Source organism: uncultured Nonlabens sp. (genome assembly GCF_947495285.1).
Taxonomy (GTDB): domain Bacteria; phylum Bacteroidota; class Bacteroidia; order Flavobacteriales; family Flavobacteriaceae; genus Nonlabens.
Map to the genome: position 1 here is coordinate 81,758 of NZ_CANLXZ010000005.1, position 23,752 is coordinate 105,509.

Genomic DNA, 23,752 nt, shown 5'->3' on the forward strand with positions numbered 1-23,752 from the left:
TCATTTACATATCTTTTGAGTTAGTAGCATATACACGCCATTTATCGATACACTCTACCATGTCAGAAGGAACCTCGCTTGTAAAACTCATCCACTCCTTAGTATGTGGGTGCTCAAAACCTAGTGTTCTAGCATGTAATGCCTGACGCGGTAATACTTTAAAACAATTATCTACAAACTGTTTGTACTTAGTAAAGTTAGTTCCTTTAAGAATTTTATCACCTCCATAACGCTCGTCATTAAATAGGGTGTGTCCTATAAATTTCATGTGTACACGTATTTGATGTGTACGACCGGTTTCTAGACGACAGCTTATAACGCTTACATAACCTAAATCTTCTGTCACCTCATAGTGTGTAACTGCGACCTTACCTTTATAAGCATCTTCACCTAACCATACAGTGTTTTGTAAACGGTTTTTAGGGTGGCGTCCTATGTTACCTTCTACGGTTCCTTTAGGCTCTGTAAAGTTACCCCATACTATCGCGATATATTCTCTCTCACTGGTCTTTGCCGCAAATTGAGCAGATAGATGCGCCATGGCTTCTTCTGTTTTTGCAACGACTAGTAAACCACTGGTATCTTTATCTATTCTATGTACCAGCCCTGGTCTATTACTGGTATTATTAGGTAAATTATCAAAATGGTGAATCAGAGCATTAATTAAAGTACCTGAATAATTTCCATGTCCTGGGTGCACTACCATGCCAGCAGGCTTATTAACGACTACTAAGTGGTCATCTTCATAAACGACATTTAATGGAATATCTTCAGCCACAAGAAGTGATTCATGCGGCGGATGGTCAAATAAAACTCTTATATCATCATAAGGTTTTACTTTATAATTAGATTTTACAACCTCTCCATTTACGGTAACTGCGCCTTCTTTTATCCCTTGTTGAATTTTAGAACGTGTTGCGTTCTCTATAAAATTCATTAAGTATTTATCGATACGTAAAGGATCTTGCCCACTACCTGCCGTAAAATGGTGATGTTCGTGTTTCTTTTTCTCTCCTAATGCGTCTTTTCCTAACTCGTTATTCATTAATTGCTAGATTCTAGAGTTGTTGAAGGGTTGCGACCGTCCGCTAAGACTAGGTCTATAGTAGAGGTTTTATTTAATTGTGTTCCTGGCTCAAGTTTCTTACCCTTATAGCGCATTTCTAGGACGGTATTTTCTGCAATGTTGGGCTTATAAGTAATATCGCCTATTTTAAATCCTAACGCTTCTAAGGTAGGTATAGCCTGCCTTTTAGTTTTATATATCAAATTAGGAACAGTAACTTTTCCATAACCAGACGCATTTAATTTAATATACACCTGTCTATTCTCTTTTACTAACTTACCTGCTAGTGGATCTTGTTCTATTACCGTTCTAGGTGCATAAGCAGGATTAAAACTAGAACTATCGATAATCTTGCGACGCAGGTTAAACTGTTCTAGTTGCTGGTCTACTTGAGTAAGTGTCAGTTTTTCTAGGTTAGGTACTTTAATTTCCTGATCGTGATTAGTGTACCAGTCCAGCCAGAATAAATAAGCAAAACATAATAAAACAGTCACCAGCCCAGCAATAACTACTTGGATCCAAAAGGCTTTAGTAAAAATGAATCTGAAGAAATTCATAAGGATAAAATGATTTTATAGGCTCGAAAAGATGTATTTTTCTAAAACCGTTAATAAAAGAACAAAGATAAGGATAGAAAACGTTCTTAGAACGACATCTTTTTTAACTTTGTTGTTTAAGCTTGTTTAATAAATTAAATAAATGAAAAACATCGCAGTTTTAATGGGCGGCTATTCTCATGAGTGGGAAATCTCTATGAAGAGTGGTGCTGTCATTACTCAAAACTTAGACTCTACCTTATATAATGTATATCCAGTTGCTATTTTAAAAGACAGCTGGCATTATAAAGATGCGGCTGGTAAGTGTCATGAAATAGATAAAAATGATTTTAGTCTTACCGTAAATGGGGACAAAGTCTACTTTGACTGTTGTTATAACACTATTCATGGTACTCCAGGAGAAGATGGAAAAATACAAGCCATGTTAGAGCTTTTAAATATTTCACAAACATCTTGTGACTCTTATCAAAGTGCTATTACCTTTAATAAAAGAGATTGTATCGCTATACTCAAACCATGGAATATCACGACTGGAAATCACATGTACTTAAACCATGGTGATCAAATAGATGCTGAAATTATAGCACGTAATATAGGTCTACCTTGCTTTGTAAAAGCAAATCGCAGCGGCAGCAGTTTTGGTGTAACAAAGGTTTACAAAACAAAGGACATGGATGCCGCACTAGAGATAGCGTTTAAAGTAGACGATGAGATTATTATAGAGTCCTTTCTAGATGGTGTAGAAGTATCTGTAGGCGCCTATCAAATAGATAATGAGATAAAGGTCCTACTGCCTACAGAAATTGTTAGTGAAAATGACTTCTTTGATTATGAAGCAAAGTATCAAGGGAAATCTAAAGAAATAACACCTGCACGCATTACTGACACTAACACACGTGTAGTCCAAGAAACAACTAGACGTATTTACCAAGTATTAAAACTTAAGGGCCTAGCACGTGCAGACTTTATTTTTCACAACGGCACACCTCATTTTATTGAGATTAATACTAATCCTGGAATGAGTGAAGAAAGTATTATACCACAGCAAATAAGAGCGTCTGGAGATACTATGAAAAATGTATTTACAGAGATTATTGAAAACACCATTAAGCACCACAACTAATGAAAAGAGCCGTTTTTCCAGGAAGTTTTGACCCTATAACATTAGGTCACTATGATATTATAGAGAGAGGTCTAGGCCTTTTTGACGAGATAATTATCGCTATAGGAGTTAATGCCGATAAAAAATACATGTTCTCCTTAGAGCAGCGCAAGCGTTTTATAGAAGAATCTTTTAAACATGAAACAAAGATAAAGGTAATGACCTACTCTGGACTTACCATAGATTTTTGTAAACAACAACAGTCTGCATTTATATTAAGAGGACTGCGCAATCCGGCCGATTTTGAATTTGAAAAAGCCATCGCTCACACAAACAGAAAACTATCTGATATAGAAACCGTGTTTTTACTTACCAGTTCTGGAAAAAGTTACATCTCTTCTTCTATAGTAAGAGATGTCATTAGAAATAATGGTGATTACACTAGTTTAGTTCCAGACACAGTTAGAAAATAATATGAAAAAACTTATAGTACTACTTACCGCAGCACTGCTACTCCACTCTTGTAATGAGAATAACCCCATAGAAGCACTACAAGAAACCAAAGAATACCCAACTGCATTTGAACTAGGTAACGGTAATCAAACCGCTACCTATAAAGAAGTTATTAAATTTTACAAAGAACTCTCTACCGACTTTTCTAACATCGAGATGGAAGAAATAGGACAGACCGACAGCGGGAAACCTTTACATTTAGTAAGCTTTTCTAATAGTAAGATCAACTGGAATAGCGCTCATGAAGATAAAATTAAAATATTAATAAATAATGGAATCCACCCAGGAGAAAGTGACGGTATAGATGCCACCATGATGCTCATGAGAGATCTTGCAACAGGCGCCATAGAAGCTCCAGAGAATTTAATCTTCAGTACCATTGCCATTTATAATGTAGGCGGCTCTTTAAATCGCAATTCTTCTACACGTACAAATCAAAATGGCCCAGAAGAATATGGTTTTAGAGGTAACGCACGTAATTATGATCTTAATAGGGATTTTATAAAGGCAGACTCTCGCAATGCACTAGCTTTTTATGATGTCTATCATAAAATAAATCCTGACATTTTTATAGATAACCATGTAAGTAATGGTGCAGACTATCAATATACCCTAACTCACCTTTTTACACAGCACAATAAATTAGCTGGTGCTGCAGGCGATTATTTACACACACAACTACAACCACAGTTAGAAAAGAGACTTGCGCAACGTGATCTTCCTATTACACCTTATGTGAACGTTCACAACGCATCTCCAGTAATGGGATTTTCTCAATTCATGGATTACCCAAGATACTCAACTGGATACACTAGCCTGTGGAATACCCTAGGCATGATGGTAGAAACACATATGTTAAAACCATATAAGGATAGAGTATTAGGTACAAAAGCTATCATGGAAGAGATGATTGCTATAGGATCTGAAAATGTAGACCTTATAAAGAAAGTGCGTAAAAAATCGTTTAATAGGTTTGAAAAATCAACGTATTACGTGCTTAATTACTCTATCGATAAAACGCAAGCAGACACATTAGACTTTCTAGGCTATGAAGCAATAATAAGAAAGAGCGACGTTACAGGAAACGATTTACTTACTTATGATAGAAGTAAACCCTTAAATAAAAAAACCGTTTACCATAACTACTATAAGGCCACCGACAGTGTAACCATACCAGACTATTATGTAGTACCACAAAGTCAATGGAAGGTAATCGAATTAATGCGTCGCAATAATATACAATATGAATTTTTAACTAAAGACACTACACTTACAGTCAGTAAATACCGTATAGCAAATTTTAAAACTGCACAAACCGCTTATGAGGGTCACTACCCACATCACGATATTAATGTGAAAGAAGATGTTGTTGAGTTACGCTTTCGCGAAAGCGACATCATCATCCCAACTCATCAACCTGGTATGAGGTATATAATTGAAACGCTAGAACCTACTGCACCAGATTCTTTCTTTAAGTGGAATTACTTTGACACCATTCTACAACAAAAAGAAGGGTTTTCTACCTATGTTTTTGAAGCAACGGCGCGCCAGCTATTGAAAAAAAATAAAGCTTTAAAAAGAGAATTTGACTCTTTAAAAAAGATAGATAGAAAATTTAAACAAAATAATTACCTACAACTAGACTGGATTCATAAACGTAGTTTAAATTATGAACCTGCTCATCTTAATTATCCTATCTATAAATGGAACAAATAGTAGACAAAATAGTTTTAATTCTATTTTGTGCAATTTTATTATCTTGTAATGAATCACAAAAATCTGAATTAAAAAAATCAAAAACAAAAGATCCTATAACTAGAGAATTATCTCATGAAATCTTAAATAAAAAGATAGATTGCGATACGATTTCATACGATTATTCTATTCCTAATTTTAATTCAAATACAGGTGCTCACCTTGTTTTAAATCATGAAATTACTAGCTTAATTACCCAAGATTTCATAGACGTTACCTACATGAAAGGTACACCTTTAAAATCGCTTTTTGAGACATTTATCTTAAGAAGAAAACGCATTTTATGTAAGGATAAAAAAAATGAAGGATTCACTCACTTAGAAACACTATTTATAACTGACCTTACTCTATTTACTAGTTATGAAGTAGTGTACAGCAAAGCAAATAGCAAAGGAAGGGTCTTAAAAACTTATTTAAAACCAGAACTTAAAGAAATATTTATAAAAGATCTTATTCTAGAAGAAAACAGAAAGGATGTAAAAAAGATCTTTGACGCAAAGCTGCAGCAAGCAGTTGCTAGCCTAGCACTAGAATTACCTGAAGGAGAAGTACAGAAAAGGTTTACAGACCATCTATTAAAAACCACCTACCATTTTGAAACTGCTTCTTTTGAAAACACAGGCCTATCTCTTAACTTTAAAAATAAAGGTTCTAAAAAAATAAGAGTATCTAAAACAGTAGAACTACCTAAAGAATTTGAGTTTTTAAACAACACGATAGTAATAGAGATAAACGCTGCTCAGTTGAAACATTACTTAGACCTTTCTCGCGTCATCAACTAACATATCATCAGGAAAAAGCTCTCTTATGTTAGCATAAGAATCCTTTAAAGCTATGGTTGCCATTTCTTTATTAAGCCAGACTGCTTTATCTATGCCCTCTTTCTTTTGAGGTTTTAATTTTTTTACAGAGTCCGTTTCCATAATAAACCAGTGGGTAAGTTTTAATCTAAGCTTGCCCTTTCTAGAAAAGATATGGTACGTATGACCTAGATAATTAGTAATCCCTAAATTTTTAACACCAGTTTCTTCTTCAACTTCTCTTATAGAAGTCTCTTCGATAGTCTCTCCTTCTTCTGCCTTACCTTTAGGGAGGTCCCATTTTCCATTACGGTGTATAAAAAGGAAATCGTTATCCTGATTTAACACCAGCCCTCCACCAGCAATAACTAGAGGTAACAGTTTATGGAGCCTTTTTAAAAGTTTAGATTCATTTTTTGAATACAAAACGACATTTTTAAGCTCCTTATTTTCAATTTGCTCTATAAGCTTATGAAAATCAACTTTTTTAATATTAAAAGTATTGTAACCTTTAAAACTTGCTTTATTTGAAGTGACGATTATAGCCACCTCTTTCACAAAAACTTTATACATTTGTGCCATGGTTAGAGATAAGGATATAGCAATAAAAACTGCTGAGTTATTGTTGCAAATTAAGGCAATTAAACTGCAACCGCAAACACCATTCACTTGGGCCAGCGGATGGAGTTCACCCATTTACTGTGATAATAGAGTAACTCTCTCCTATCCAGAAATTAGAAAATTCTTAAAAGAACATCTTGCTGCACGTATAATTGAATTATACGGTAAGCCCGATGTCATTGCAGGAGTTGCTACAGGAGCAATAGGAATAGGCATGCTGGTAGCAGATTATATGAACCTACCTTTTATCTATGTGAGACCAGAGGCAAAAAAACATGGTCGTAAAAATCAAATAGAAGGACATCTAGAAAAAGAGCAAAAAGTTGTAGTAATAGAAGATTTAATAAGCACAGGTAAAAGTAGCTTAAATGCAGTTGAAGCACTAAAAGAAGATGGCGCTGACGTTAAGGGAATGGTAGCACTTTTCTCTTATGGTTTTGATTTTGCAGTAGAGAATTTTAAAAAAGCTAACATAGAGCTAACTACTTTAAGTGATTACAACCATCTTATAGAGCAAGCTACACAAGCAGGGCATTTTAAAGATGAAGAAATAGAATTATTAAAAAGCTGGAGAAAAGATCCCAGTAACTGGAACGCATAACTAAACAAGATGAATTTACAAAGCCGCATTGCAAATACACAAAAGAGCACACAAGAACTATATAACTTTTTAACTAAAGTTGAAAACTTTAAGGAGTTGATGCCCGAGGACACTAAATTTGAATTAAGAGGAGATGACAAATTCTTATTCGGTCTTAAAGGCATGCCAGAAATAGCTCTAGGTCTAAAAGAAAAAACACCTTATTCCACGGTGGTATTAGGGTCTACTAGTGATAAACTTGCATTTACATTAACCTGTAATATTAGTGAAGCAGCAACAGGCGCAGAGGCACAACTTAATTTTGACGGAGACTTTAATGCTATGATGGCCATGATGATTAAGAGTCCAATTAAAAAGTTTTTAGAACAACTGGCAAACGGTATTGAAAAGATTTAATAGATCCATTTCAATTCTTTAAGATCGTAAGCATTTAACAGGTCACCCACTTTTAAAATTAGTTTACCATCTTTATCTGTACCTTCTACCCTAGCGTCAAAAATGGAATCACTAGTCTCAAATCTAGTTATTTGACGGTATTTAAATAAATGTTTATGATAATCCTGCGCGACCTTTAAAGGGTCGCGCAAATTGCTTTTAAGTATATTTAAAAAACCTATTAATAATTCTTCCAGCTCAAATTCTTTTCCTGTTATATTTTTTAAAGAAATAGCCTTGGGTAATCCTTGAAAATCATTTTGATTTACATTAATCCCTACACCTACCACGCTGCTTAACAAAACATTGCCCGAATAGCTATTCTCTATAAGAATACCAGCTAATTTATGATTAACTGACAGTATGTCGTTAGGCCATTTTATTTTTGACTGAATCTGCAAATCTTTTTTTAACCACTCAACAATACTGACAGATACAACTTGATTAATTAAAAAAGGTGTAAGACTTGCAATGCGCTCAGTGAGTAAAACGCTAAATGTTAGGTTTTTACCCTCTTCAGCAACCCACTGAGCACCTAGCTGCCCTTTACCACTAGTTTGCTTTAAACTATAGATAACCGTGAGATGCGGTAGTACGCTTTCGCGAAAGCGAGATTTCAACTCATCATTAGTAGATGTAGTGGCATGTAATTTGACTATATGCAAAATGAAAATTTATTTACGAGTTTATGGGATATTTAGCAAATCCAGCTCAAAAAAAGAATAAATTTGTGAATACAAAAAATATTTAATGACTAAACAAGAAGTTTCTACAGATGCCCTTATCGCACAAATAGTTGCAGGAATAGAGGATGTAAAGGGAAATAATATAATATTACTTGATTTAAAAGAGCTAGAAAACACGGTTACTAGTTATTTTATAATATGCAATGGTAATTCTAACACTCAAGTAAATGCAATAGTAAACTCTATTCAAAGAAGAGTACGTAAAGAACTTCATGAAAATGCATGGCACGTTGAGGGTACTGATCAAGGAGAATGGGTTTTAATGGATTATGTTAACGTAGTAGTTCACGTATTTCAAAAACAAATTAGAGAATATTACGACCTTGAAGAACTTTGGGGCGATGCAAAATCTACAGTTATAGAAAGTACTTATTAATTAAGACCACACCACGTAATGTCAGAAAATCAAAAGAAAGATTCAGATAAAAAACGTCCTAACTTAATGCCTGGACAAGGAAAACCTAAATACAGTATATGGTGGGTAGTAGTACCTATCGCTCTACTTTTTATAGGGTACAATATATTTAACAGCACGTTTAATCAAACTGAAAAACTAAATTACTTAGAGTTTTTTAAATCTATAGATGCAAAACAGGTGGATAGTATCGTTGTTGTTAGCAACAGAGGTATTGCGCAGGTATATCTTACTAAAGAAGCTTTAAAACTAGAAGAACATAAAGCTACTAAAAAAGATAAATCATTAGGAGGTATTAAACTACCCAACTATACGGTAGAATTTGGTGACGCAAAGGCATTTGAAGAAAAATTAATTCTTGAAATAAATGAGTCTAGCCCAGAAACCAAACTAGTTTTTGATCGTGAAGATGAAGGTATTATCGATCTATTGATTTCATTTTTACCGTTTATATTTATCATAGCCATCTGGTTATTTTTAATGAGGCGCATGAGTGGCGGCGGTTCTGGCGGTGCTGGTGGTCAGATTTTTAATATAGGGAAATCTAAAGCCAAATTGTTTGATCAAAAAACTGATATTAAAACAACATTTAAAGATGTTGCGGGACTAGAAGGAGCTAAAGAAGAAGTGCAGGAGATAGTAGATTTCCTTAAAAACCCAGAGAAGTATACTTCTTTAGGCGGTAAAATACCTAAAGGGGCTTTACTTGTAGGGTCACCAGGTACTGGTAAAACATTACTTGCTAAGGCTGTGGCCGGAGAAGCAAAGGTGCCTTTCTTTTCTTTAAGTGGTTCGGATTTTGTAGAAATGTTTGTAGGTGTAGGTGCAAGTCGTGTGCGTGATTTATTTAAACAAGCTAAAGAAAAATCACCTGCGATCATTTTTATAGATGAAATAGATGCTATAGGACGCGCTCGTGGTAAATCAAACATGTCTGGGTCTAACGATGAAAGAGAAAACACATTAAATCAACTACTCACAGAAATGGACGGATTCGGCACTAATACAAATGTAATTGTACTAGCAGCTACTAACCGTGCAGACATTTTAGATAAAGCCCTGATGCGTGCTGGACGATTTGACAGACAGATCTATGTAGACCTTCCTGATGTGAGAGAGCGTGAGCAAATATTTGAAGTACACCTAAGACCTCTTAAAAAAGTAGAAAATGAACTAGACACAGCATTTTTAGCAAAGCAGACACCTGGTTTCTCAGGCGCTGATATTGCAAATGTGTGTAATGAAGCTGCTCTAATTGCAGCGAGAAATGGTAAAAAGGCAGTAGGAAAACAAGATTTCTTAGACGCTGTAGACCGTATCGTGGGTGGACTAGAAAAGAAAAACAAATTAATTACACCATCAGAGAAAAAAACTATTGCATACCATGAAGCTGGTCACGCAACCGTAAGCTGGATGACAGAGCACGCTGCACCACTTATTAAGGTAACGATAGTACCACGAGGACAGTCACTAGGTGCTGCATGGTACTTACCTGAAGAAAGACAAATTGTACGTCCTGAACAAATGCTAGATGAGATGTGTGCGACTATGGGAGGTCGTGCTGCAGAGAAGGTGATTTTTAATAATATTTCTACCGGTGCACTAAGTGATCTTGAAAAAGTAACTAAACAAGCTAGGGCTATGGTTACCATTTATGGTCTTAACGACAAAGTAGGGAACATTACCTACTATGACTCTAGCGGCCAGCAAGAATACTCTATGACAAAACCATACAGTGAACAAACTGCTGTGGTTATAGACCAAGAGATCTCTAAAATAATAGAAGAGCAATATCAAAGAGCCATCAAAATTCTTGATGATAACAAAGACAAGTTAACTGAGCTCGCCGAAATACTGTTAGAAAAAGAAGTTATTTTTAAAGATGATCTAGAGAAAATATTTGGAAAACGACCATTTATAAAAGAAGAAGCGATCTCTCTAAAATCGTCTAATAGATCTATTTTAAGGAGCACTAACTCTGTGGATGAAGAAGAATAGTTTGCCAGCATAACTAATAGTAACTATATTTACATTTCATCTATAAATTAATGCTGTCATAGGCAATGAGTATATTTAAAAGGCTTTTTAAGAAATCCATTGAATCTAAACCTGTTGAAGGTTCTGGACTTGAACGCTCTAAATATATGCCCGAAGAAAAACCGCCTCTGGATGAGGAGTTTATTCATAATTTCCAACATCAAGGCGGTAGATTTCTTTATGCTATAGACGAAAAAGAAATTCAACAACATTTTGAGGATATTCTTGTAGAGCATGATTATTTTGAGAAAAATGTTTTATGCTTTGACCAAGAGTTAAGTAAACGTTTTCAGGGATTCAACTTAAATTACTCCTCTACAAACCTAGATGGCGAATTTTTTCTAGGAACTTGTGAAAATGTTATAGCAAATAATGGCGCCATACTTTTTTCTTCTAGACAGATAAAAGAAACTAAGCCAGCAGAGTTGCCTGATACTTATGTAATTCTAGCTAGTACAAGCCAGATAGTTGAGTCTATAGGTGAAGGATTACGAGGTATTAAACATAATAGTAAAGCTCATATACCTACAAACATTACAACACTTAAAAATTTTAAAGAAAAAGATTTTAAGCAAGAAAAAGATTTAATGGATTACGGTACACCTAATAAAAGAGTTTATCTTTTACTTTTAGAAGACTTGTAAATGAGAGAACTTATAACTCGTTCCATATCAGGAATCGTTTATGTCTCATTAGTGGTACTAAGTGCCTTATTTTCTAGGGATGTCTTTATCGCTTTATTTTGTGCATTTGCATTTATCTGCCTATTAGAGTTAATGCCTATGATTAGGTTAAAACAATGGTTTATATACCCTATTTTACCAGTCTCTTATTATTTTATAGTTTGGAAAAGCATATCGACAGAATTTATTTATGTTCTACTAGGCGCGACATTATTAGTAAATATTTACTTGATAAGAGATCTAGTTCTAGTAGATAGAATTGCTCTTTTTAACACAAAAAAACACATCATCGCCTTGTTATACCTCATAGGTAGTAGCTTATTTCTAGCGCTTATACCTGATGTTGTGGTACAACTAGACCTTGTAACACCTAGTTACCAGCCAGAATTATTAATTGGTATCTTTGCTATTATTTGGACTAATGATAGTTTTGCTTATCTGTTCGGTAAAAACTTTGGCAAGCACAAATTAATGAAGCGCATATCTCCCAAAAAAACAATTGAAGGTTTCTTAGGTGGTCTAGTTATGGCTATTGCAGCAGGTGCTGGCCTGTACTACTACCTGCATTACATAGGTATTATTAACTACACTGTATGGGACTGGATGATTATCGCTTTTGTAGTAGCCTTTTTTGGTACTATAGGAGATTTAATACAAAGTAAAATTAAAAGACAGGCCGAGGTAAAGGACAGCGGTAGTATAATGCCTGGACATGGCGGTATCTTTGACCGTATGGATAGTATTATATTTGCAGCACCATTTGCTTACGCAACATTTATAATAATCAATCATGTTTCATAAAGAAGGAAGTAAAATAATCTTAATTGCATTTATATTAACCATCGTAGTAATGAGTGCTATATGGCTGGTAGGCATACCACAGTGGTTGCAAATAGGCTTATCTACAGTTACAATTGGATTCTTATTTATAATTCTACAATTTTTTAGAAATCCTAAAAGAAACACTGAATTGAACGATAAAACTGTAGTTTCTCCAGTAGATGGAAAAGTGGTTGTTATAGAAAAGGTTACCGATAAGGAGTACTTTAAAGGGGAAAGATTAATGATATCTGTCTTTATGTCGCCTATAAATGTTCACGTTACCAGATACCCTATTTCTGGTCAGGTAGCGTACAGTAAATACCACCCTGGTAAATATCTAGTGGCATGGCATCCTAAGGCAAGTGAAGAAAACGAGAGAACCACTGTGGTTATAAATCACAAAAATCAAATACAAGTAATGTACCGACAGATAGCTGGTGCACTAGCAAAGCGTATTGTAAATTACGCCCAAGAAAATGAGCAAATAGTTCAAGGAAGTGATAGTGGTTTTATAAAATTCGGTAGTCGCGTTGATGTTTATTTACCTATAGACACTCCAGTCACGGTAAAACTGAATGAAAAAGTAAAAGGAGGAGAAACTGTACTGGCTACATTTTAAATGACAGAAAAAGATTTAAACATAGCTTTTAAAGAGGCGTTTAACAAGGCATGCGCTGAAGAGCAATCTCTGGTGCCACCAGACCTTCAATTACATTTATATGCTTACTATAAGCGTGCTATAGATGAGCCTTATAACAATAGTCGCAGCTTTGAATCTAACGATCTAAGAAGCGCATTTAAGATGAACGCTCTTATACAAGTACAATCTCTTACAAAAACCGAAGCTAAAAAAAAATATATAGAAATAATTGAAAAATTATACCCTAAACCTTGGTAAACATATTACTATTTTCAACACACAGAATGAACTAAAAAAACCCTCAAAAGAATAATTTCTTTTGAGGGTTTTTTAATTAAATCAGGTGTACGGTAATTATTCTTTTTTTCTAAGAATATAAATAGCAAGTATTGTTAAACATAATACTGCCGCACCTAGAACAACAACTATAGTTACAAATGGATTCATTAATTATTTTCTTTTATTGAGTAAATATGTCATATACCTCATTACTATTACCACTAGTATAATAACAATAAGTATAGCACCACCTAGTATAAATAAAGCTTTGGTATCTACCGTATTCATATAAATTATTTTAAGGCATTCATACTCGCCTCGATCGTCTCGATTTTAGCAAGAGTATCTGCTTCTTTTTTCTTCTCTATAGCAACCACTTGCTCAGGAGCACTACTTACAAAACGCTCATTACCTAACTTCTTTTGTACACCTATTAAAAAACCTTTGGCTCTTTTAAGCTCTCCTTCCAGTTTAACTAATTCTGCAGCAACGTCTATGTTTCCATCTAATGGTATAAAGTATTCATTTGATTTTACTCTATAACTTGCCGCACCAGGCAACTGCTCTGTAATCACCTCAACACTAGAAACATTACCCATTTTTTGAATCAATGGATTATAAACTGTGTCAAGATTTTCGTTATTAATTGTTTTTAATTCAATTTCATTTTTAAAGGCAATTTGCTTCTCTTTACGTACAGTTCTAATACCAGAAATCACATCTTGCACCAGTACAAAGTCAGATAACAAAGCGGCATCCACATCACCACCTGCAGGCCATGTATTAATACATAAGGCATCTTCTACTTTACGATCTGAAATAGTTTGCCATATTTCTTCTGTAATAAAAGGAGTAAAAGGATGCATTAATCTCAAGTTATCTTCAAAAAGCTCAATAACCTCAGCAAGGGTTTTTGCATCAATAGGTTGTTGATATTCTGGTTTAATGATCTCTAATAACCATCCACAAAAATCATCATAGATTAATTTATACGATGTCATTAACACATCGCTAATTCTATACTTAGAGTAATGATCTTCTATTAAAGCTAGAGTTTGATTAAAACGACTTTTATACCATGCTATTGCTTGTGCACTATGCGCTGGTTGTGCAATTGAGTTATCAACTTCCCACATTTGGGTAAGTTTAAATGCATTCCACATTTTATTTACAAAACCTTTTCCTTGCTGACAAAGATCTTCATCAAACATGATGTCATTACCTGCAGCTGCACTTAAAAGCAACCCTACACGCACACCATCTGCACCATATTGTTCTAGTAACCCTAATGCGTCAGGAGAATTACCTAAAGATTTAGACATCTTGCGACGTTGTTTATCCCTAACTAATCCTGTTAAATACACTTTATCAAATGGCTTCTCATCTCTTAATTCATAACCAGCAACTATCATTCTAGCTACCCAAAAGAATAGAATATCTGGACCAGTTACTAGATCACGAGTAGGATAATAATAATTAATCTCCTCATTTTCTGGCTCAAGAACACCATTAAACACACTTATAGGCCATAACCAGCTAGAGAACCACGTGTCGAGAACGTCGTTTTCCTGACGTAGATCTTCTGCTTTCAGGTTATCGTTATTAGTTCGCTTTCGCGAAAGCGTAACAGCCTCTTCTAAACTACTTGCTACAACAAAGTCCTCTTTCCCATCTCCATAATAATAAGCAGGAATGCGTTGTCCCCACATTAACTGTCTAGAGATATTCCAGTCGCGCACATTCTCCATCCAGTGGAAATAGGTACTCTTAAATTTAGGAGGCAATAATTCTACTATATCTTCCTTAACTGCTTTTATAGCTGGTTGTGCCAGGTCTTCCATTTTAAGGAACCACTGGTCTGACAGACGTGGTTCTACAACTGCCTTTGTACGCTCGCTAGTACCTACTTTATGAACGTGGTCTTCTTTCTTAATTAAGAAACCTTTTTCTTCTAGCTCCGTAGAGATTTCTTTGCGCACTACAAAACGATCTTTACCTTCATAATGAAGGCCAAAACTATTTAAAGTAGCGTCTGCATTAAAGATGTCTATTACTTCTAGATGATGCGTCTCTCCTATTTTCTTATCATTTTCATCATGCGCAGGAGTGATCTTTAACGCTCCTGTACCGAATTCCATATCTACATAAGAGTCTGCAATAACTGGTATCTCACGATTTACGATAGGTACAATAACAGTTTTACCTATAAGATCAGTATAACGCTCATCTTCTGGATGCACACAAATAGCTGCATCTCCTAAAATAGTTTCAGGACGTGTAGTTGCAATACTTACAAAATCTTCACTTCCTTTAATTAGGTATTTTAAATGATACAAGTGTCCGTTACGTTCTTCGTAAATAACCTCTTCATCACTTAGGGTTGTTTTTGCTTCTGGATCCCAGTTCACCATGCGGTAACCACGATATATCAGACCTTTATTATAAAGATCAATAAAAACCTTAATTACAGATGCCGACATGTCGTCATCTAGAGTAAACTTAGTACGAGACCAGTCACAGCTAGCACCCAGTTTCTTAAGTTGCTCTAGGATAATACCTCCATATTCATCTGTCCAGTCCCAAGCGTGTTTTAAAAACTCTTCTCTAGACAGGTCATTTTTATCAATTCCTTGTTCTTTAAGTTTTTTAACTACCTTAGCCTCTGTTGCGATAGAAGCATGATCTGTTCCTGGAACCCAACATGCATTGTATCCTTTTAAACGAGCACGACGTATTAATACATCTTGAATAGTATTATTCAACATGTGCCCCATGTGCAAGACTCCTGTCACATTAGGTGGTGGGATTACGATGGTGTAACTTTCTCTCTCGTCTGGAACAGATTTAAAGAAATCGTTATCCATCCAGTATTTATACCACTTCTCTTCAGTAGTTTTAGAATCGTATTTAGATGCTAAGGACATGTTTGGCTTAGTTTTTGAATTTACAACGACAAAAGTACTATTAATGTAAAAATTACACGGCATTAACGGCCACTTTAAGCTCGATAGTTTACTTTTATTAACTTAAATAAATAATGATGAAAAATTTACTACTTATTTTCTTGTTTACAGGACTCATTTCTACAAGTATGCAAGCACAAGATAGTACAACTTTAGACCCTATGACAACCGTAGAATTTGAAACTTCTACTATTGATTATGGAAAAGTTGAAAAAGGAAGCGATGGTGTAAGAACTTTTACTTTTAAAAATACTGGTGAGAATCCATTAAAGATATATAAAATATATTCTTCATGCAGCTGTGACATTTTATCAAAACCAGAAGAACCTGTTACACAAGGTATGACAGGAGAAATAGTTGTAAAATACGACACTAAAAAAGTGGGACCGATTGTTAAAACTATTACGGCTTATGCTAATATTGAGAAGAAATTAATTCCTTTACGGTTAAAAGGTGAAGTATTACCAGCTAAGGATGGAGAATAGTTCATTCAATTAACGAATTAATGGAATATTGATAATCTTTACATTAAATACCGTTTCTCCTCTTTTTAATTTCATTTTCAGTTTCTGATAAGGATTTTTAAAAAACAGCTCACTGACATTATTTAAAGTGAGCTGTTTTTTTTTGCGGCCATTAACAGAAATGATTTGATCTCCTACTTGAATACCAGCTTTATGAGCAGGAGAACCTTCTCGTAAATAGTCCACGTATATTTTAGGCACATACTTATAAGTCATTCTAGTTTTAGAAGTAAGCGTTATCTGACTACTAGAACCATCTACATTCCTGTTGGTAAAATCTCTATCTAAAAGTGTGAATAATTCTAACTCACCTTTCTTAACACCTAGACCTGTCATGTTATAATAAAAACCTTCTTTAAAACTTTTATTAGGTTTCATAATAATTTTACTGCGAGGGTAATCTATCACCACGTGAAATCTTCTTAACACCTCTCCTCCTATACTACCGTCGTGTGAAACATATGCGTGTTCTGTATTTTGATACTTTTTAAAAGGGTAAGAAACAGCTACATTTCTTAAAGTAGAATTAAATAAATGAACCGCATCCACCTTTGTCCTTAATCCAAAAATATCTCCATTAATACCAAAACCTAAATAATCTTCAAAGCTATTTTCAATGGTCCTAGTATCATCTATGTCATCAAAAATCCATAAGGCATCTCCACTTCCAGAATCCAGAAGTAATTTAAAATCATCTTTTACTAATCTATTATCTAACCCAATATTAACAAACATCCTACTGTTATAAATAGTGATAGGAAACTGCTTTGCTTTTTTCAATGAAGAAGGTAGATCTTCTAAGTTCTCATAGACCTTTAAAAAACTACTTCTATAGTCTATATGAGTAACAAAATTCTCAAGAAAATCAACTCCCAGAATTCCGTGTATTTCTATATCTAACTTAGGTGATATATCGATCTCGCTATCACTAAGCACAAGAACATCTGCATGCGTATCGCTTATAAAATCCCCTACTTCTATTTTATTGCCTGTAGAATAATAAGCACTTAACGCATCGTTACTGCCATAACCATTTACCGAGATATACTTACCTTCCTTAATACTAAGAGAGTCTATGCCTTTTAAATTAAATATAATAGTTCTAGCTGCTCCAGTGTCTAGCATAAAGTTAAACTCTACATCATTAACCGTTACTGGTAGTACGATTAAATTAGAATATTGATCAAAAGCAATCTTATCCTTATTTATACCTTTATTAAATACAAAACCTTCTTGAGCAGTTGCACTACACAAACATAAAATCAATGAGAATAAAAGAATCGCATTTTTCATGAACAATAAATATAAGGTTTAGTCAAAGTCTTTTGAGCATCCTTACTCAAGTAGTACATTTGTAATCATAAAATTAAGTTATGCCAAAGATTTCTGAAAAAGGGCTTAAAATGCCTTCTTCACCTGTTAGAAAATTAGTTCCCTATGCCGAAGCTGCAAAAGCTAGAGGTATTCACATCTATCAACTTAACATAGGTCAACCAGATATTAAAACACCAGCACAAGCTATTAAGGCTGTTAAGGCTACAGACATGACTGTCCTTGCTTATAGTCATAGTGCAGGAAATCAATCCTACAGAGATAAACTCGCGGCACATTACAATAAAATAGGCATGAATCTAACTGATGAAAACATAATAGTCTCTACTGGTGGTAGTGAGGCGTTAATGTTTGCCATGGGTAGTATTTGTGATAATGGGGACGAGGTTATTATACCTGAGCCATTTTATGCAAATTACAACGGTTTTGCAACAGCAAGCGGTGTTACTGTAAAACCTATCTCAACAACCATTGAAAACAACTTTGCATTACCTGCAATAAGCGAGTTTGAAAAACTGATTACCGATAAAACTAAAGCTATTCTTATATGTAACCCAGGGAATCCAACTGGTTATTTATACACGCAAGAAGAGATGGATCAATTAACTGCTCTAGTTAAAAAACACGATCTTTTCCTTTTATCTGACGAGGTTTATAGAGAATTTGCCTACGACGGCCGCAAACATCTATCAGTAATGAACATAGCTGGTCTAGAAGATCATGCTATCATGATAGATTCTGTATCAAAAAGATACAGTATGTGTGGCGCACGTATAGGCTGCATGGTCTCAAAAAATAAAGAAGTAATGGCTACTGCTATGAAATTTGCACAAGCTAGATTAAGCCCTCCTACCTTTGCACAAATAGCTGCAGAGGCTGCTTTAGAAACAAAAGAAGAATACTTTGACCAGGTAATAGGAGAATATATAGAACGACGCGACATTCTTATCGCTGGACTTAAGAAAATAGAAGGTGTAAAAGTAGCAAATCCTGGCGGTGCATTTTACTGTGTGGCACAATTACCTGTAGAGGACACAGACGTTTTTGCACAATGGATGTTAGAAAACTTTGAACTAGATGGCGAGACCATTATGGTAGCACCAGCAGCTGGTTTTTACAGCTCACCAGGTATGGGAAAAAACCAGATAAGAATAGCCTACGTTCTAGAAAAAGATTCTCTAGAAAAAGCCGTACGTATTTTAGACCATGCCTTGAAAGCTTATAAAGCATGATAGAAATTAAGCATCATTTTTCTTTAAAAAATTACAATACTTTTGGAATATCCGCTTTCGCGAAAGCGTATACAGCAACAACCACAACGCAACAATTAAAAGAGTCTCTAGGTTACTATGTAGATCAAGATGTCTTTTTATTGGGCGGCGGTAGTAATATGCTACTTATAAACGATATTCAAAAGCCAGTAATTCATGTTCTATTAAAAGGAATAGAAGTTACTAATCGGGAAGAAAATAATGTATTTCTTAAAGTCATGGCAGGAGAAAACTGGCATGACTTTATACTTCATTGTATAGAAAATAATCTAGCAGGTGTTGAGAATCTATCCCTCATACCTGGTAACGTGGGCACATCTCCTATTCAGAACATAGGAGCTTATGGTGTAGAACTTAAAGATGTTTTTCATAGTTGTGACGTAATTGATTTAAAATCTCTAGAAGAAAAAACTCTCACCCTAGCCGACTGTAAATTAGGATACAGAGATTCTATATTTAAAAACGATGCCGCAGGTAAATATGTAATCACATCGGTAACTTTTAAATTAAAAGACCTTAACCAGACTACAGATTATGATTTTAAAATAAGCTATGGTGCTATTAAAGAAGAGTTAGACCGTCTACAAGGAGATCTTTCTATTCAAAAAATATCACAAGCTGTAATAAACATAAGAAGCAGCAAATTACCAGATCCCAAAGTATTAGGTAATAGTGGTAGTTTTTTCAAAAATCCAGTTATTAAAAAAACTGTTTATGAAGACCTTATAAGAACACATCCAGAAATGCCCTCTTATCCTGTAAATGAGAATCATGTAAAAATTCCTGCAGGCTGGCTTATAGACCAGTCTGGTTTTAAAGGAAAAAGATATGGTGACGCTGGTGTGCATGAAAAGCAAGCGTTAGTTCTAGTAAATTATGGAAATGCTACTGGAAAAGAAATACTAGATGTAGCTCATAAAATACAACGACATGTCCTGAATCGATACGGCATTAAAATTAACACCGAAGTAAACCTGATCGATCAATAATCCATTAGAATAACTAATAATTGTATTTATAATTAAACTATAGTTCTCCTTAGAGACCTATGACCATACCTTATCTTTGCATTATGAATTTGAAACTCGTACTTATAACGTTTGTATTATTAGCTCTAGGATTTGCAGGAATAGCAATAAAAATATGGGGTAAAAAGAATGGTAAATTTGCTGGAACTTGTGCCAGTCAGAGCCCTTTTCTTAATAAAGATGGTGAAGCATGCAGCATGTGTGGTAAACTACCAGAAGAGCAAGATTGCAAAAAAGAAGAGCTAACAGCTTAGGACTTTCTTAATGGAAATAGGTTTATTCTTCTATGTGTTGACAGGCATTGTCCTAATCAACATAACTTATTATTTATTCTTTTTAAAAGCAGGATATGGTAAAACGTCGCAACCACAGGGACATTTAAAAAAAGCTGTTTCAGTAATCGTATGTTCTAAAAATGAACAAAAAAACCTTAAAAAACTAGTTCCAAAACTATTAGAACAAGATCATCCTAATTTTGAGTTGATATTAATTAACGATGCCAGCTATGACAATACTAAGGACGTTATTGAGGGTTTTATGTCTCAAGATGCTCGAGTTAAAATGGTAGATGTTGTTAATAATGAAAGTTTTTGGGGAAATAAAAAATATGCCCTTACCCTAGGTATTAAAAAAGCCGTAAACGATCACTTGATATTTATCGATGCAGACTGTACTCCTAATAGTAAGCAATGGCTTTCTTTAATGGCAATGCATTTATCTGAGGAGAAAAAAATCGTATTAGGTTATGGTGGTTACCAAAAGATCAAAAAATCATTACTCAACGCACTCATAAGATATGAAACTGGACTAACCGCTATTCAATATTTTAGTTATGCGATGAATGGAAACCCATATATGGGCGTAGGACGCAACCTTGCTTATACTGCATCTCAGTTTTATGAGGTAAGTGGTTTTATAAGTCATATTAAAATTATGGGTGGAGATGACGATCTTTTTGTAAATCAAGCAGCAACAAAACAGAATACCGCCGTTTCCTTAAACCCAAATTCTTTTACTACTAGTAAAGCAAAAAAGACATGGTCCAGCTGGTGGAAACAAAAAAAACGACACATCAACACCGCAAGTCACTATAAGAGGTCTCACAAATTTCTATTAGGCTTATTTTACATATCTCAAATAGGATTTATAACCTCGGCTATTTTAGGATTTATATTTGGTATGAACTGGATGATCATCTTAGGAGTGGTACTTTTAAGATACTTTATATTTTGGATAGTAATGGGTAAAGGATTATCCCGCTTTCGCGAAAGCGATATCATCATCCTACTACCTTTTTTAGAATTATTATTAATTTTTAGTCAGCTAGCACTATTTGTTTCAAATATGGTTAATAAACCTAAACAATGGAACTAGTCAGGTATTCTTTTACATACGACTACTTAATCACTAACTTTGTATTATGGAATCAGTAAAAACATCTGTAGCACCACCTAAAGGAAAAGGCAAACCAAAATGGTTGCGCGTTAAGTTACCAGTAGGTCAAAAGTATAAAGAATTAAGAAGCACCGTAGAGAAGTATGATTTACATACCATCTGTACGTCTGGTAGCTGCCCTAATATGGGAGAATGCTGGACAGAAGGAACGGCAACTTTTATGATTCTAGGTAATACCTGTACACGTTCTTGTGGTTTTTGTGGTGTAAAAACAGGACGCCCTGACACTGTGGACTGGGCAGAGCCTGAGAAAGTAGCACGTAGTATTAAACTTATGGGGATTAAACACGGTGTTATTACCAGTGTAGATCGTGACGATTTAAAAGATATGGGTTCTATCATATGGAAAGAAACCGTTGCTGCCATAAGACGTATGAATCCTGAAACGACACTAGAAACTCTTATTCCAGATTTTCAAGGCAACACGCGTAATCTAGATCGCATCGTAGAGGCAAATCCAGAGGTGGTTTCTCACAACATGGAAACGGTAAGAAGATTAACTCGTGAGGTACGCATACAGGCTAAGTATGACACCAGCCTAGAAGTCCTAAGATATCTAAAACAACAAGGTATTAACAGAACTAAATCTGGTATCATGTTAGGTCTAGGAGAACTCGAGGAAGAGGTCATCCAGACTATGAGAGACCTGAGAGATAATAACGTAGATGTAGTCACTATAGGTCAGTACCTGCAGCCTTCTAAAAAGCATTTACCTGTAAAAGAATTTATCACACCAGAGCAGTTTAAGAAATATGAGACTATAGGTCTAGAAATGGGTTTCAGACATGTAGAGAGTGGCGCGCTAGTGAGAAGTTCATATAAGGCGCACAAGCATATTTTGTAAACATTACGCAGTTTGCATTAAAACATAAGGAACCTTATTAAAGATTCCTTCTATTGTAATGGAATTATCTTTAATAGGTTACACTATCTCAATTTAAAATTTCTGATAGTCATTCTGGTTTATTTTAATTTCAGGATTTGCAGTATTCATAATTTTAACTCCTACTACTAGGAGGTTAAATAATAAAATAAGTTTATCAAATGATTAAAGTAGCCATCAATGGATTCGGTCGTATAGGACGTACTTTTTTAAGGACGGTTTTTAACGATCCACAAATTGAAGTAGTTGCTATTAATGATCTCGCGTCTACAGAAGTTATGGCGCATCTTTTAAAATATGATTCTATTCATGGTGTACTGGATGCTCAAATAACCTTTGACGCAAATTCTATTACCGTAAACGATCGTAGAATCGCCTTTACGCACCACCGCAATTTAGAAGATTTAAACTGGGGTGATATAGACACTGTACTAGAATCTACAGGTAAATTTAAAACTAGAGTAGAATTACAAAAGCACATTAATGCCGGTGCATGCCAGGTAATACTGAGCGCACCACCTATAGAAGACGATATTAAAACAGTGGTTCTAGGCGTTAACGAGCATATACTGAATAAAGAAGACCTTATTTTCTCAAATGCTAGCTGTACTACAAATAACGCTGCGCCACTCATTAAAGTAATGAATGAGCTTTGCGGCATAGAACAGGCTTATATAACTACAGTGCATAGCTATACAACAGACCAGAGTCTGCACGACCAGCCTCATAGAGATTTACGTAGAGCACGAGCAGCTGGGCAGTCCATTGTGCCTACAACTACTGGCGCTGCAAAAGCGCTAACTAGAATATTCCCAGATTTAAATGATGTTATAGGTGGTTGCGGTATCAGAGTACCTGTTCCTAACGGCAGCCTTACCGACCTTACTATTAATGTAAAACGTGACACTTCTATAGAAGAGATTAATGATGCTTTTTCCGCTTTCGCGAAAGCGAACCCCAAAACATTCTCCTTTACCGATGTTCCATTAGTATCCATAGATATATCAGGAAGTCCATACTCTTGTATATATGACTCATTGATGACCAGTGTAATAGGAAAAATGGTAAAGATTATAGGATGGTACGATAATGAAAGTGGATATTCTAATCGATTAAGGGACATGATAGTTTATGCAGAGAGAATAAAGCGAGAGTGAAACATTACCGTAAAAACATCGTTTAATGGTTTATATCATAAGATTGTAATCGTTTTTTATTTGAATA

Annotated in this window: 25 protein-coding genes; 19 read left to right on the forward strand and 6 right to left on the reverse strand. The window is 34.9% G+C overall.

Going from position 1 to position 23,752, the window contains the following annotated elements; translation table 11 throughout:
- Window positions 1-4: 4 nt before the first annotated feature.
- Together Q0838_RS03120 and Q0838_RS03125 are read right to left on the reverse strand one after the other, a co-directional pair.
- A complete protein-coding gene (locus tag Q0838_RS03120; protein WP_298951151.1) occupies window positions 5-1,045 on the reverse strand; it encodes an RluA family pseudouridine synthase in 1,041 nt (346 codons plus the stop codon).
- Window positions 1,045-1,623 carry a PASTA domain-containing protein gene (locus tag Q0838_RS03125; protein ID WP_298951154.1) on the reverse strand — a complete coding sequence of 193 codons (579 nt, stop codon included), beginning with the start codon at window positions 1,621-1,623 and terminating at the stop codon, window positions 1,045-1,047. The genes Q0838_RS03120 and Q0838_RS03125 overlap by 1 nt, the downstream gene beginning before the upstream one ends.
- A gap of 142 nt (window positions 1,624-1,765) precedes the next feature.
- Between Q0838_RS03125 and Q0838_RS03130 the strand changes: the two genes are divergently transcribed.
- Genes Q0838_RS03130 through Q0838_RS03145 form a run of 4 tightly spaced genes read left to right on the forward strand, consistent with a single transcriptional unit; the run spans window position 1,766 to window position 5,775 of the window.
- Window positions 1,766-2,746, forward strand: a complete 981-nt coding sequence (locus Q0838_RS03130; RefSeq protein WP_298951156.1) for a D-alanine--D-alanine ligase — start codon at window positions 1,766-1,768, stop codon at window positions 2,744-2,746.
- Window positions 2,746-3,198 (forward strand): pantetheine-phosphate adenylyltransferase, encoded by a 453-nt coding sequence (coaD, locus tag Q0838_RS03135; protein ID WP_298951159.1) that lies wholly within the window; start codon window positions 2,746-2,748, stop codon window positions 3,196-3,198. The genes Q0838_RS03130 and coaD overlap by 1 nt, the downstream gene beginning before the upstream one ends.
- A 1-nt stretch (window position 3,199) precedes the next feature.
- The gene (locus tag Q0838_RS03140) at window positions 3,200-4,954 is read left to right on the forward strand and encodes a M14 family metallopeptidase (protein WP_298951162.1); all 1,755 of its coding nucleotides are present in this window, start codon (window positions 3,200-3,202) and stop codon (window positions 4,952-4,954) included.
- The gene (locus tag Q0838_RS03145; protein ID WP_298951165.1) at window positions 4,942-5,775 is read left to right on the forward strand and encodes a hypothetical protein; all 834 of its coding nucleotides are present in this window, start codon (window positions 4,942-4,944) and stop codon (window positions 5,773-5,775) included. Before Q0838_RS03140 ends, Q0838_RS03145 begins: the two co-directional genes overlap by 13 nt.
- Here Q0838_RS03145 and Q0838_RS03150 read toward each other — a convergent pair.
- On the reverse strand, window positions 5,749-6,366 hold the full coding sequence (locus Q0838_RS03150; protein ID WP_298951168.1) for an NUDIX domain-containing protein: 618 nt from the start codon (window positions 6,364-6,366) through the stop codon (window positions 5,749-5,751). The two genes, Q0838_RS03145 and Q0838_RS03150, sit on opposite strands and share 27 nt — an antisense overlap.
- Before the next feature lie 7 nt (window positions 6,367-6,373).
- On the opposite strand from Q0838_RS03150, the gene pyrE reads away from it, so the two are divergent.
- Both pyrE and Q0838_RS03160 read left to right on the forward strand, forming a co-directional pair.
- Complete coding sequence (gene pyrE, locus Q0838_RS03155) at window positions 6,374-7,015, forward strand: orotate phosphoribosyltransferase (RefSeq protein WP_298951171.1); 642 nt, start codon at window positions 6,374-6,376, stop codon at window positions 7,013-7,015.
- 9 nt (window positions 7,016-7,024) lie between these two features.
- On the forward strand, window positions 7,025-7,411 hold the full coding sequence (locus Q0838_RS03160; RefSeq protein WP_298951174.1) for an SRPBCC family protein: 387 nt from the start codon (window positions 7,025-7,027) through the stop codon (window positions 7,409-7,411).
- Here Q0838_RS03160 and Q0838_RS03165 read toward each other — a convergent pair.
- Window positions 7,408-8,115 carry a biotin--[acetyl-CoA-carboxylase] ligase gene (locus Q0838_RS03165; RefSeq protein ID WP_298951177.1) on the reverse strand — a complete coding sequence of 236 codons (708 nt, stop codon included), beginning with the start codon at window positions 8,113-8,115 and terminating at the stop codon, window positions 7,408-7,410. The genes Q0838_RS03160 and Q0838_RS03165 overlap by 4 nt on opposite strands.
- An 85-nt stretch (window positions 8,116-8,200) precedes the next feature.
- Here Q0838_RS03165 and rsfS point away from each other — a divergent pair, with 85 nt between their 5' ends.
- The 6 genes from rsfS (at window position 8,201) to Q0838_RS03195 (ending at window position 13,051) form a co-directional block, all read left to right on the forward strand.
- Complete coding sequence (gene rsfS, locus Q0838_RS03170) at window positions 8,201-8,572, forward strand: ribosome silencing factor (RefSeq protein ID WP_298951179.1); 372 nt, start codon at window positions 8,201-8,203, stop codon at window positions 8,570-8,572.
- Between the two features lie 66 nt (window positions 8,573-8,638).
- On the forward strand, window positions 8,639-10,609 hold the full coding sequence (gene ftsH, locus Q0838_RS03175) for an ATP-dependent zinc metalloprotease FtsH (protein ID WP_298951293.1): 1,971 nt from the start codon (window positions 8,639-8,641) through the stop codon (window positions 10,607-10,609).
- A 65-nt stretch (window positions 10,610-10,674) separates the two neighbouring features.
- Window positions 10,675-11,292, forward strand: coding sequence for a lactate utilization protein B/C (locus Q0838_RS03180; protein WP_298951181.1), 618 nt, complete (start codon window positions 10,675-10,677; stop codon window positions 11,290-11,292).
- Window positions 11,293-12,132, forward strand: a complete 840-nt coding sequence (locus Q0838_RS03185; RefSeq protein WP_298951183.1) for a phosphatidate cytidylyltransferase — start codon at window positions 11,293-11,295, stop codon at window positions 12,130-12,132.
- Window positions 12,122-12,772, forward strand: coding sequence for a phosphatidylserine decarboxylase family protein (locus Q0838_RS03190; protein WP_298951185.1), 651 nt, complete (start codon window positions 12,122-12,124; stop codon window positions 12,770-12,772). The genes Q0838_RS03185 and Q0838_RS03190 overlap by 11 nt, the downstream gene beginning before the upstream one ends.
- Window positions 12,773-13,051 carry an acyl-CoA-binding protein gene (locus Q0838_RS03195; protein ID WP_298951188.1) on the forward strand — a complete coding sequence of 93 codons (279 nt, stop codon included), beginning with the start codon at window positions 12,773-12,775 and terminating at the stop codon, window positions 13,049-13,051. It begins immediately after the preceding gene.
- A 314-nt stretch (window positions 13,052-13,365) separates the two neighbouring features.
- Here Q0838_RS03195 and Q0838_RS03200 read toward each other — a convergent pair whose 3' ends face one another.
- A complete protein-coding gene (locus Q0838_RS03200) occupies window positions 13,366-15,996 on the reverse strand; it encodes a valine--tRNA ligase (RefSeq protein WP_298951190.1) in 2,631 nt (876 codons plus the stop codon).
- Window positions 15,997-16,112: 116 nt separating this feature from the next.
- Here Q0838_RS03200 and Q0838_RS03205 point away from each other — a divergent pair, with 116 nt between their 5' ends.
- Window positions 16,113-16,520, forward strand: a complete 408-nt coding sequence (locus Q0838_RS03205; protein ID WP_366942003.1) for a DUF1573 domain-containing protein — start codon at window positions 16,113-16,115, stop codon at window positions 16,518-16,520.
- Window positions 16,521-16,529: 9 nt separating this feature from the next.
- Here Q0838_RS03205 and Q0838_RS03210 read toward each other — a convergent pair whose 3' ends face one another.
- On the reverse strand, window positions 16,530-17,852 hold the full coding sequence (locus tag Q0838_RS03210) for an aspartyl protease family protein (RefSeq protein WP_298951195.1): 1,323 nt from the start codon (window positions 17,850-17,852) through the stop codon (window positions 16,530-16,532).
- Between the two features lie 80 nt (window positions 17,853-17,932).
- Between Q0838_RS03210 and Q0838_RS03215 the strand changes: the two genes are divergently transcribed.
- From Q0838_RS03215 to gap, 6 genes are all read left to right on the forward strand, one after another.
- On the forward strand, window positions 17,933-19,123 hold the full coding sequence (locus tag Q0838_RS03215; protein WP_298951197.1) for a pyridoxal phosphate-dependent aminotransferase: 1,191 nt from the start codon (window positions 17,933-17,935) through the stop codon (window positions 19,121-19,123).
- A complete protein-coding gene (gene murB, locus Q0838_RS03220; RefSeq protein ID WP_298951199.1) occupies window positions 19,120-20,151 on the forward strand; it encodes a UDP-N-acetylmuramate dehydrogenase in 1,032 nt (343 codons plus the stop codon). The genes Q0838_RS03215 and murB overlap by 4 nt, the downstream gene beginning before the upstream one ends.
- Window positions 20,152-20,240: 89 nt before the next feature.
- Window positions 20,241-20,444 carry a membrane or secreted protein gene (locus tag Q0838_RS03225; protein ID WP_298951295.1) on the forward strand — a complete coding sequence of 68 codons (204 nt, stop codon included), beginning with the start codon at window positions 20,241-20,243 and terminating at the stop codon, window positions 20,442-20,444.
- A gap of 10 nt (window positions 20,445-20,454) precedes the next feature.
- Window positions 20,455-21,564 (forward strand): glycosyltransferase, encoded by a 1,110-nt coding sequence (locus tag Q0838_RS03230; protein ID WP_298951202.1) that lies wholly within the window; start codon window positions 20,455-20,457, stop codon window positions 21,562-21,564.
- Between the two features lie 46 nt (window positions 21,565-21,610).
- Complete coding sequence (lipA, locus tag Q0838_RS03235) at window positions 21,611-22,489, forward strand: lipoyl synthase (protein ID WP_298951205.1); 879 nt, start codon at window positions 21,611-21,613, stop codon at window positions 22,487-22,489.
- Between the two features lie 200 nt (window positions 22,490-22,689).
- The gene (gap, locus tag Q0838_RS03240; RefSeq protein ID WP_298951208.1) at window positions 22,690-23,685 is read left to right on the forward strand and encodes a type I glyceraldehyde-3-phosphate dehydrogenase; all 996 of its coding nucleotides are present in this window, start codon (window positions 22,690-22,692) and stop codon (window positions 23,683-23,685) included.
- Window positions 23,686-23,752: the final 67 nt, after the last annotated feature.

Coding starts and splice junctions, on each gene's coding strand:
- Q0838_RS03120 (WP_298951151.1), bottom strand. CDS start 1,045: ATGAATAACGAGTTAGGAAAAGACGCATTAGGAGAGAAAAAGAAACAC.
- Q0838_RS03125 (WP_298951154.1), bottom strand. CDS start 1,623: ATGAATTTCTTCAGATTCATTTTTACTAAAGCCTTTTGGATCCAAGTA.
- Q0838_RS03130 (WP_298951156.1), top strand. CDS start 1,766: ATGAAAAACATCGCAGTTTTAATGGGCGGCTATTCTCATGAGTGGGAA.
- coaD (WP_298951159.1), top strand. CDS start 2,746: ATGAAAAGAGCCGTTTTTCCAGGAAGTTTTGACCCTATAACATTAGGT.
- Q0838_RS03140 (WP_298951162.1), top strand. CDS start 3,200: ATGAAAAAACTTATAGTACTACTTACCGCAGCACTGCTACTCCACTCT.
- Q0838_RS03145 (WP_298951165.1), top strand. CDS start 4,942: ATGGAACAAATAGTAGACAAAATAGTTTTAATTCTATTTTGTGCAATT.
- Q0838_RS03150 (WP_298951168.1), bottom strand. CDS start 6,366: ATGTATAAAGTTTTTGTGAAAGAGGTGGCTATAATCGTCACTTCAAAT.
- pyrE (WP_298951171.1), top strand. CDS start 6,374: ATGGTTAGAGATAAGGATATAGCAATAAAAACTGCTGAGTTATTGTTG.
- Q0838_RS03160 (WP_298951174.1), top strand. CDS start 7,025: ATGAATTTACAAAGCCGCATTGCAAATACACAAAAGAGCACACAAGAA.
- rsfS (WP_298951179.1), top strand. CDS start 8,201: ATGACTAAACAAGAAGTTTCTACAGATGCCCTTATCGCACAAATAGTT.
- ftsH (WP_298951293.1), top strand. CDS start 8,639: ATGCCTGGACAAGGAAAACCTAAATACAGTATATGGTGGGTAGTAGTA.
- Q0838_RS03180 (WP_298951181.1), top strand. CDS start 10,675: ATGAGTATATTTAAAAGGCTTTTTAAGAAATCCATTGAATCTAAACCT.
- Q0838_RS03185 (WP_298951183.1), top strand. CDS start 11,293: ATGAGAGAACTTATAACTCGTTCCATATCAGGAATCGTTTATGTCTCA.
- Q0838_RS03190 (WP_298951185.1), top strand. CDS start 12,122: ATGTTTCATAAAGAAGGAAGTAAAATAATCTTAATTGCATTTATATTA.
- Q0838_RS03195 (WP_298951188.1), top strand. CDS start 12,773: ATGACAGAAAAAGATTTAAACATAGCTTTTAAAGAGGCGTTTAACAAG.
- Q0838_RS03200 (WP_298951190.1), bottom strand. CDS start 15,996: ATGTCCTTAGCATCTAAATACGATTCTAAAACTACTGAAGAGAAGTGG.
- Q0838_RS03205 (WP_366942003.1), top strand. CDS start 16,113: ATGAAAAATTTACTACTTATTTTCTTGTTTACAGGACTCATTTCTACA.
- Q0838_RS03210 (WP_298951195.1), bottom strand. CDS start 17,852: ATGAAAAATGCGATTCTTTTATTCTCATTGATTTTATGTTTGTGTAGT.
- Q0838_RS03215 (WP_298951197.1), top strand. CDS start 17,933: ATGCCAAAGATTTCTGAAAAAGGGCTTAAAATGCCTTCTTCACCTGTT.
- murB (WP_298951199.1), top strand. CDS start 19,120: ATGATAGAAATTAAGCATCATTTTTCTTTAAAAAATTACAATACTTTT.
- Q0838_RS03230 (WP_298951202.1), top strand. CDS start 20,455: ATGGAAATAGGTTTATTCTTCTATGTGTTGACAGGCATTGTCCTAATC.
- lipA (WP_298951205.1), top strand. CDS start 21,611: ATGGAATCAGTAAAAACATCTGTAGCACCACCTAAAGGAAAAGGCAAA.
- gap (WP_298951208.1), top strand. CDS start 22,690: ATGATTAAAGTAGCCATCAATGGATTCGGTCGTATAGGACGTACTTTT.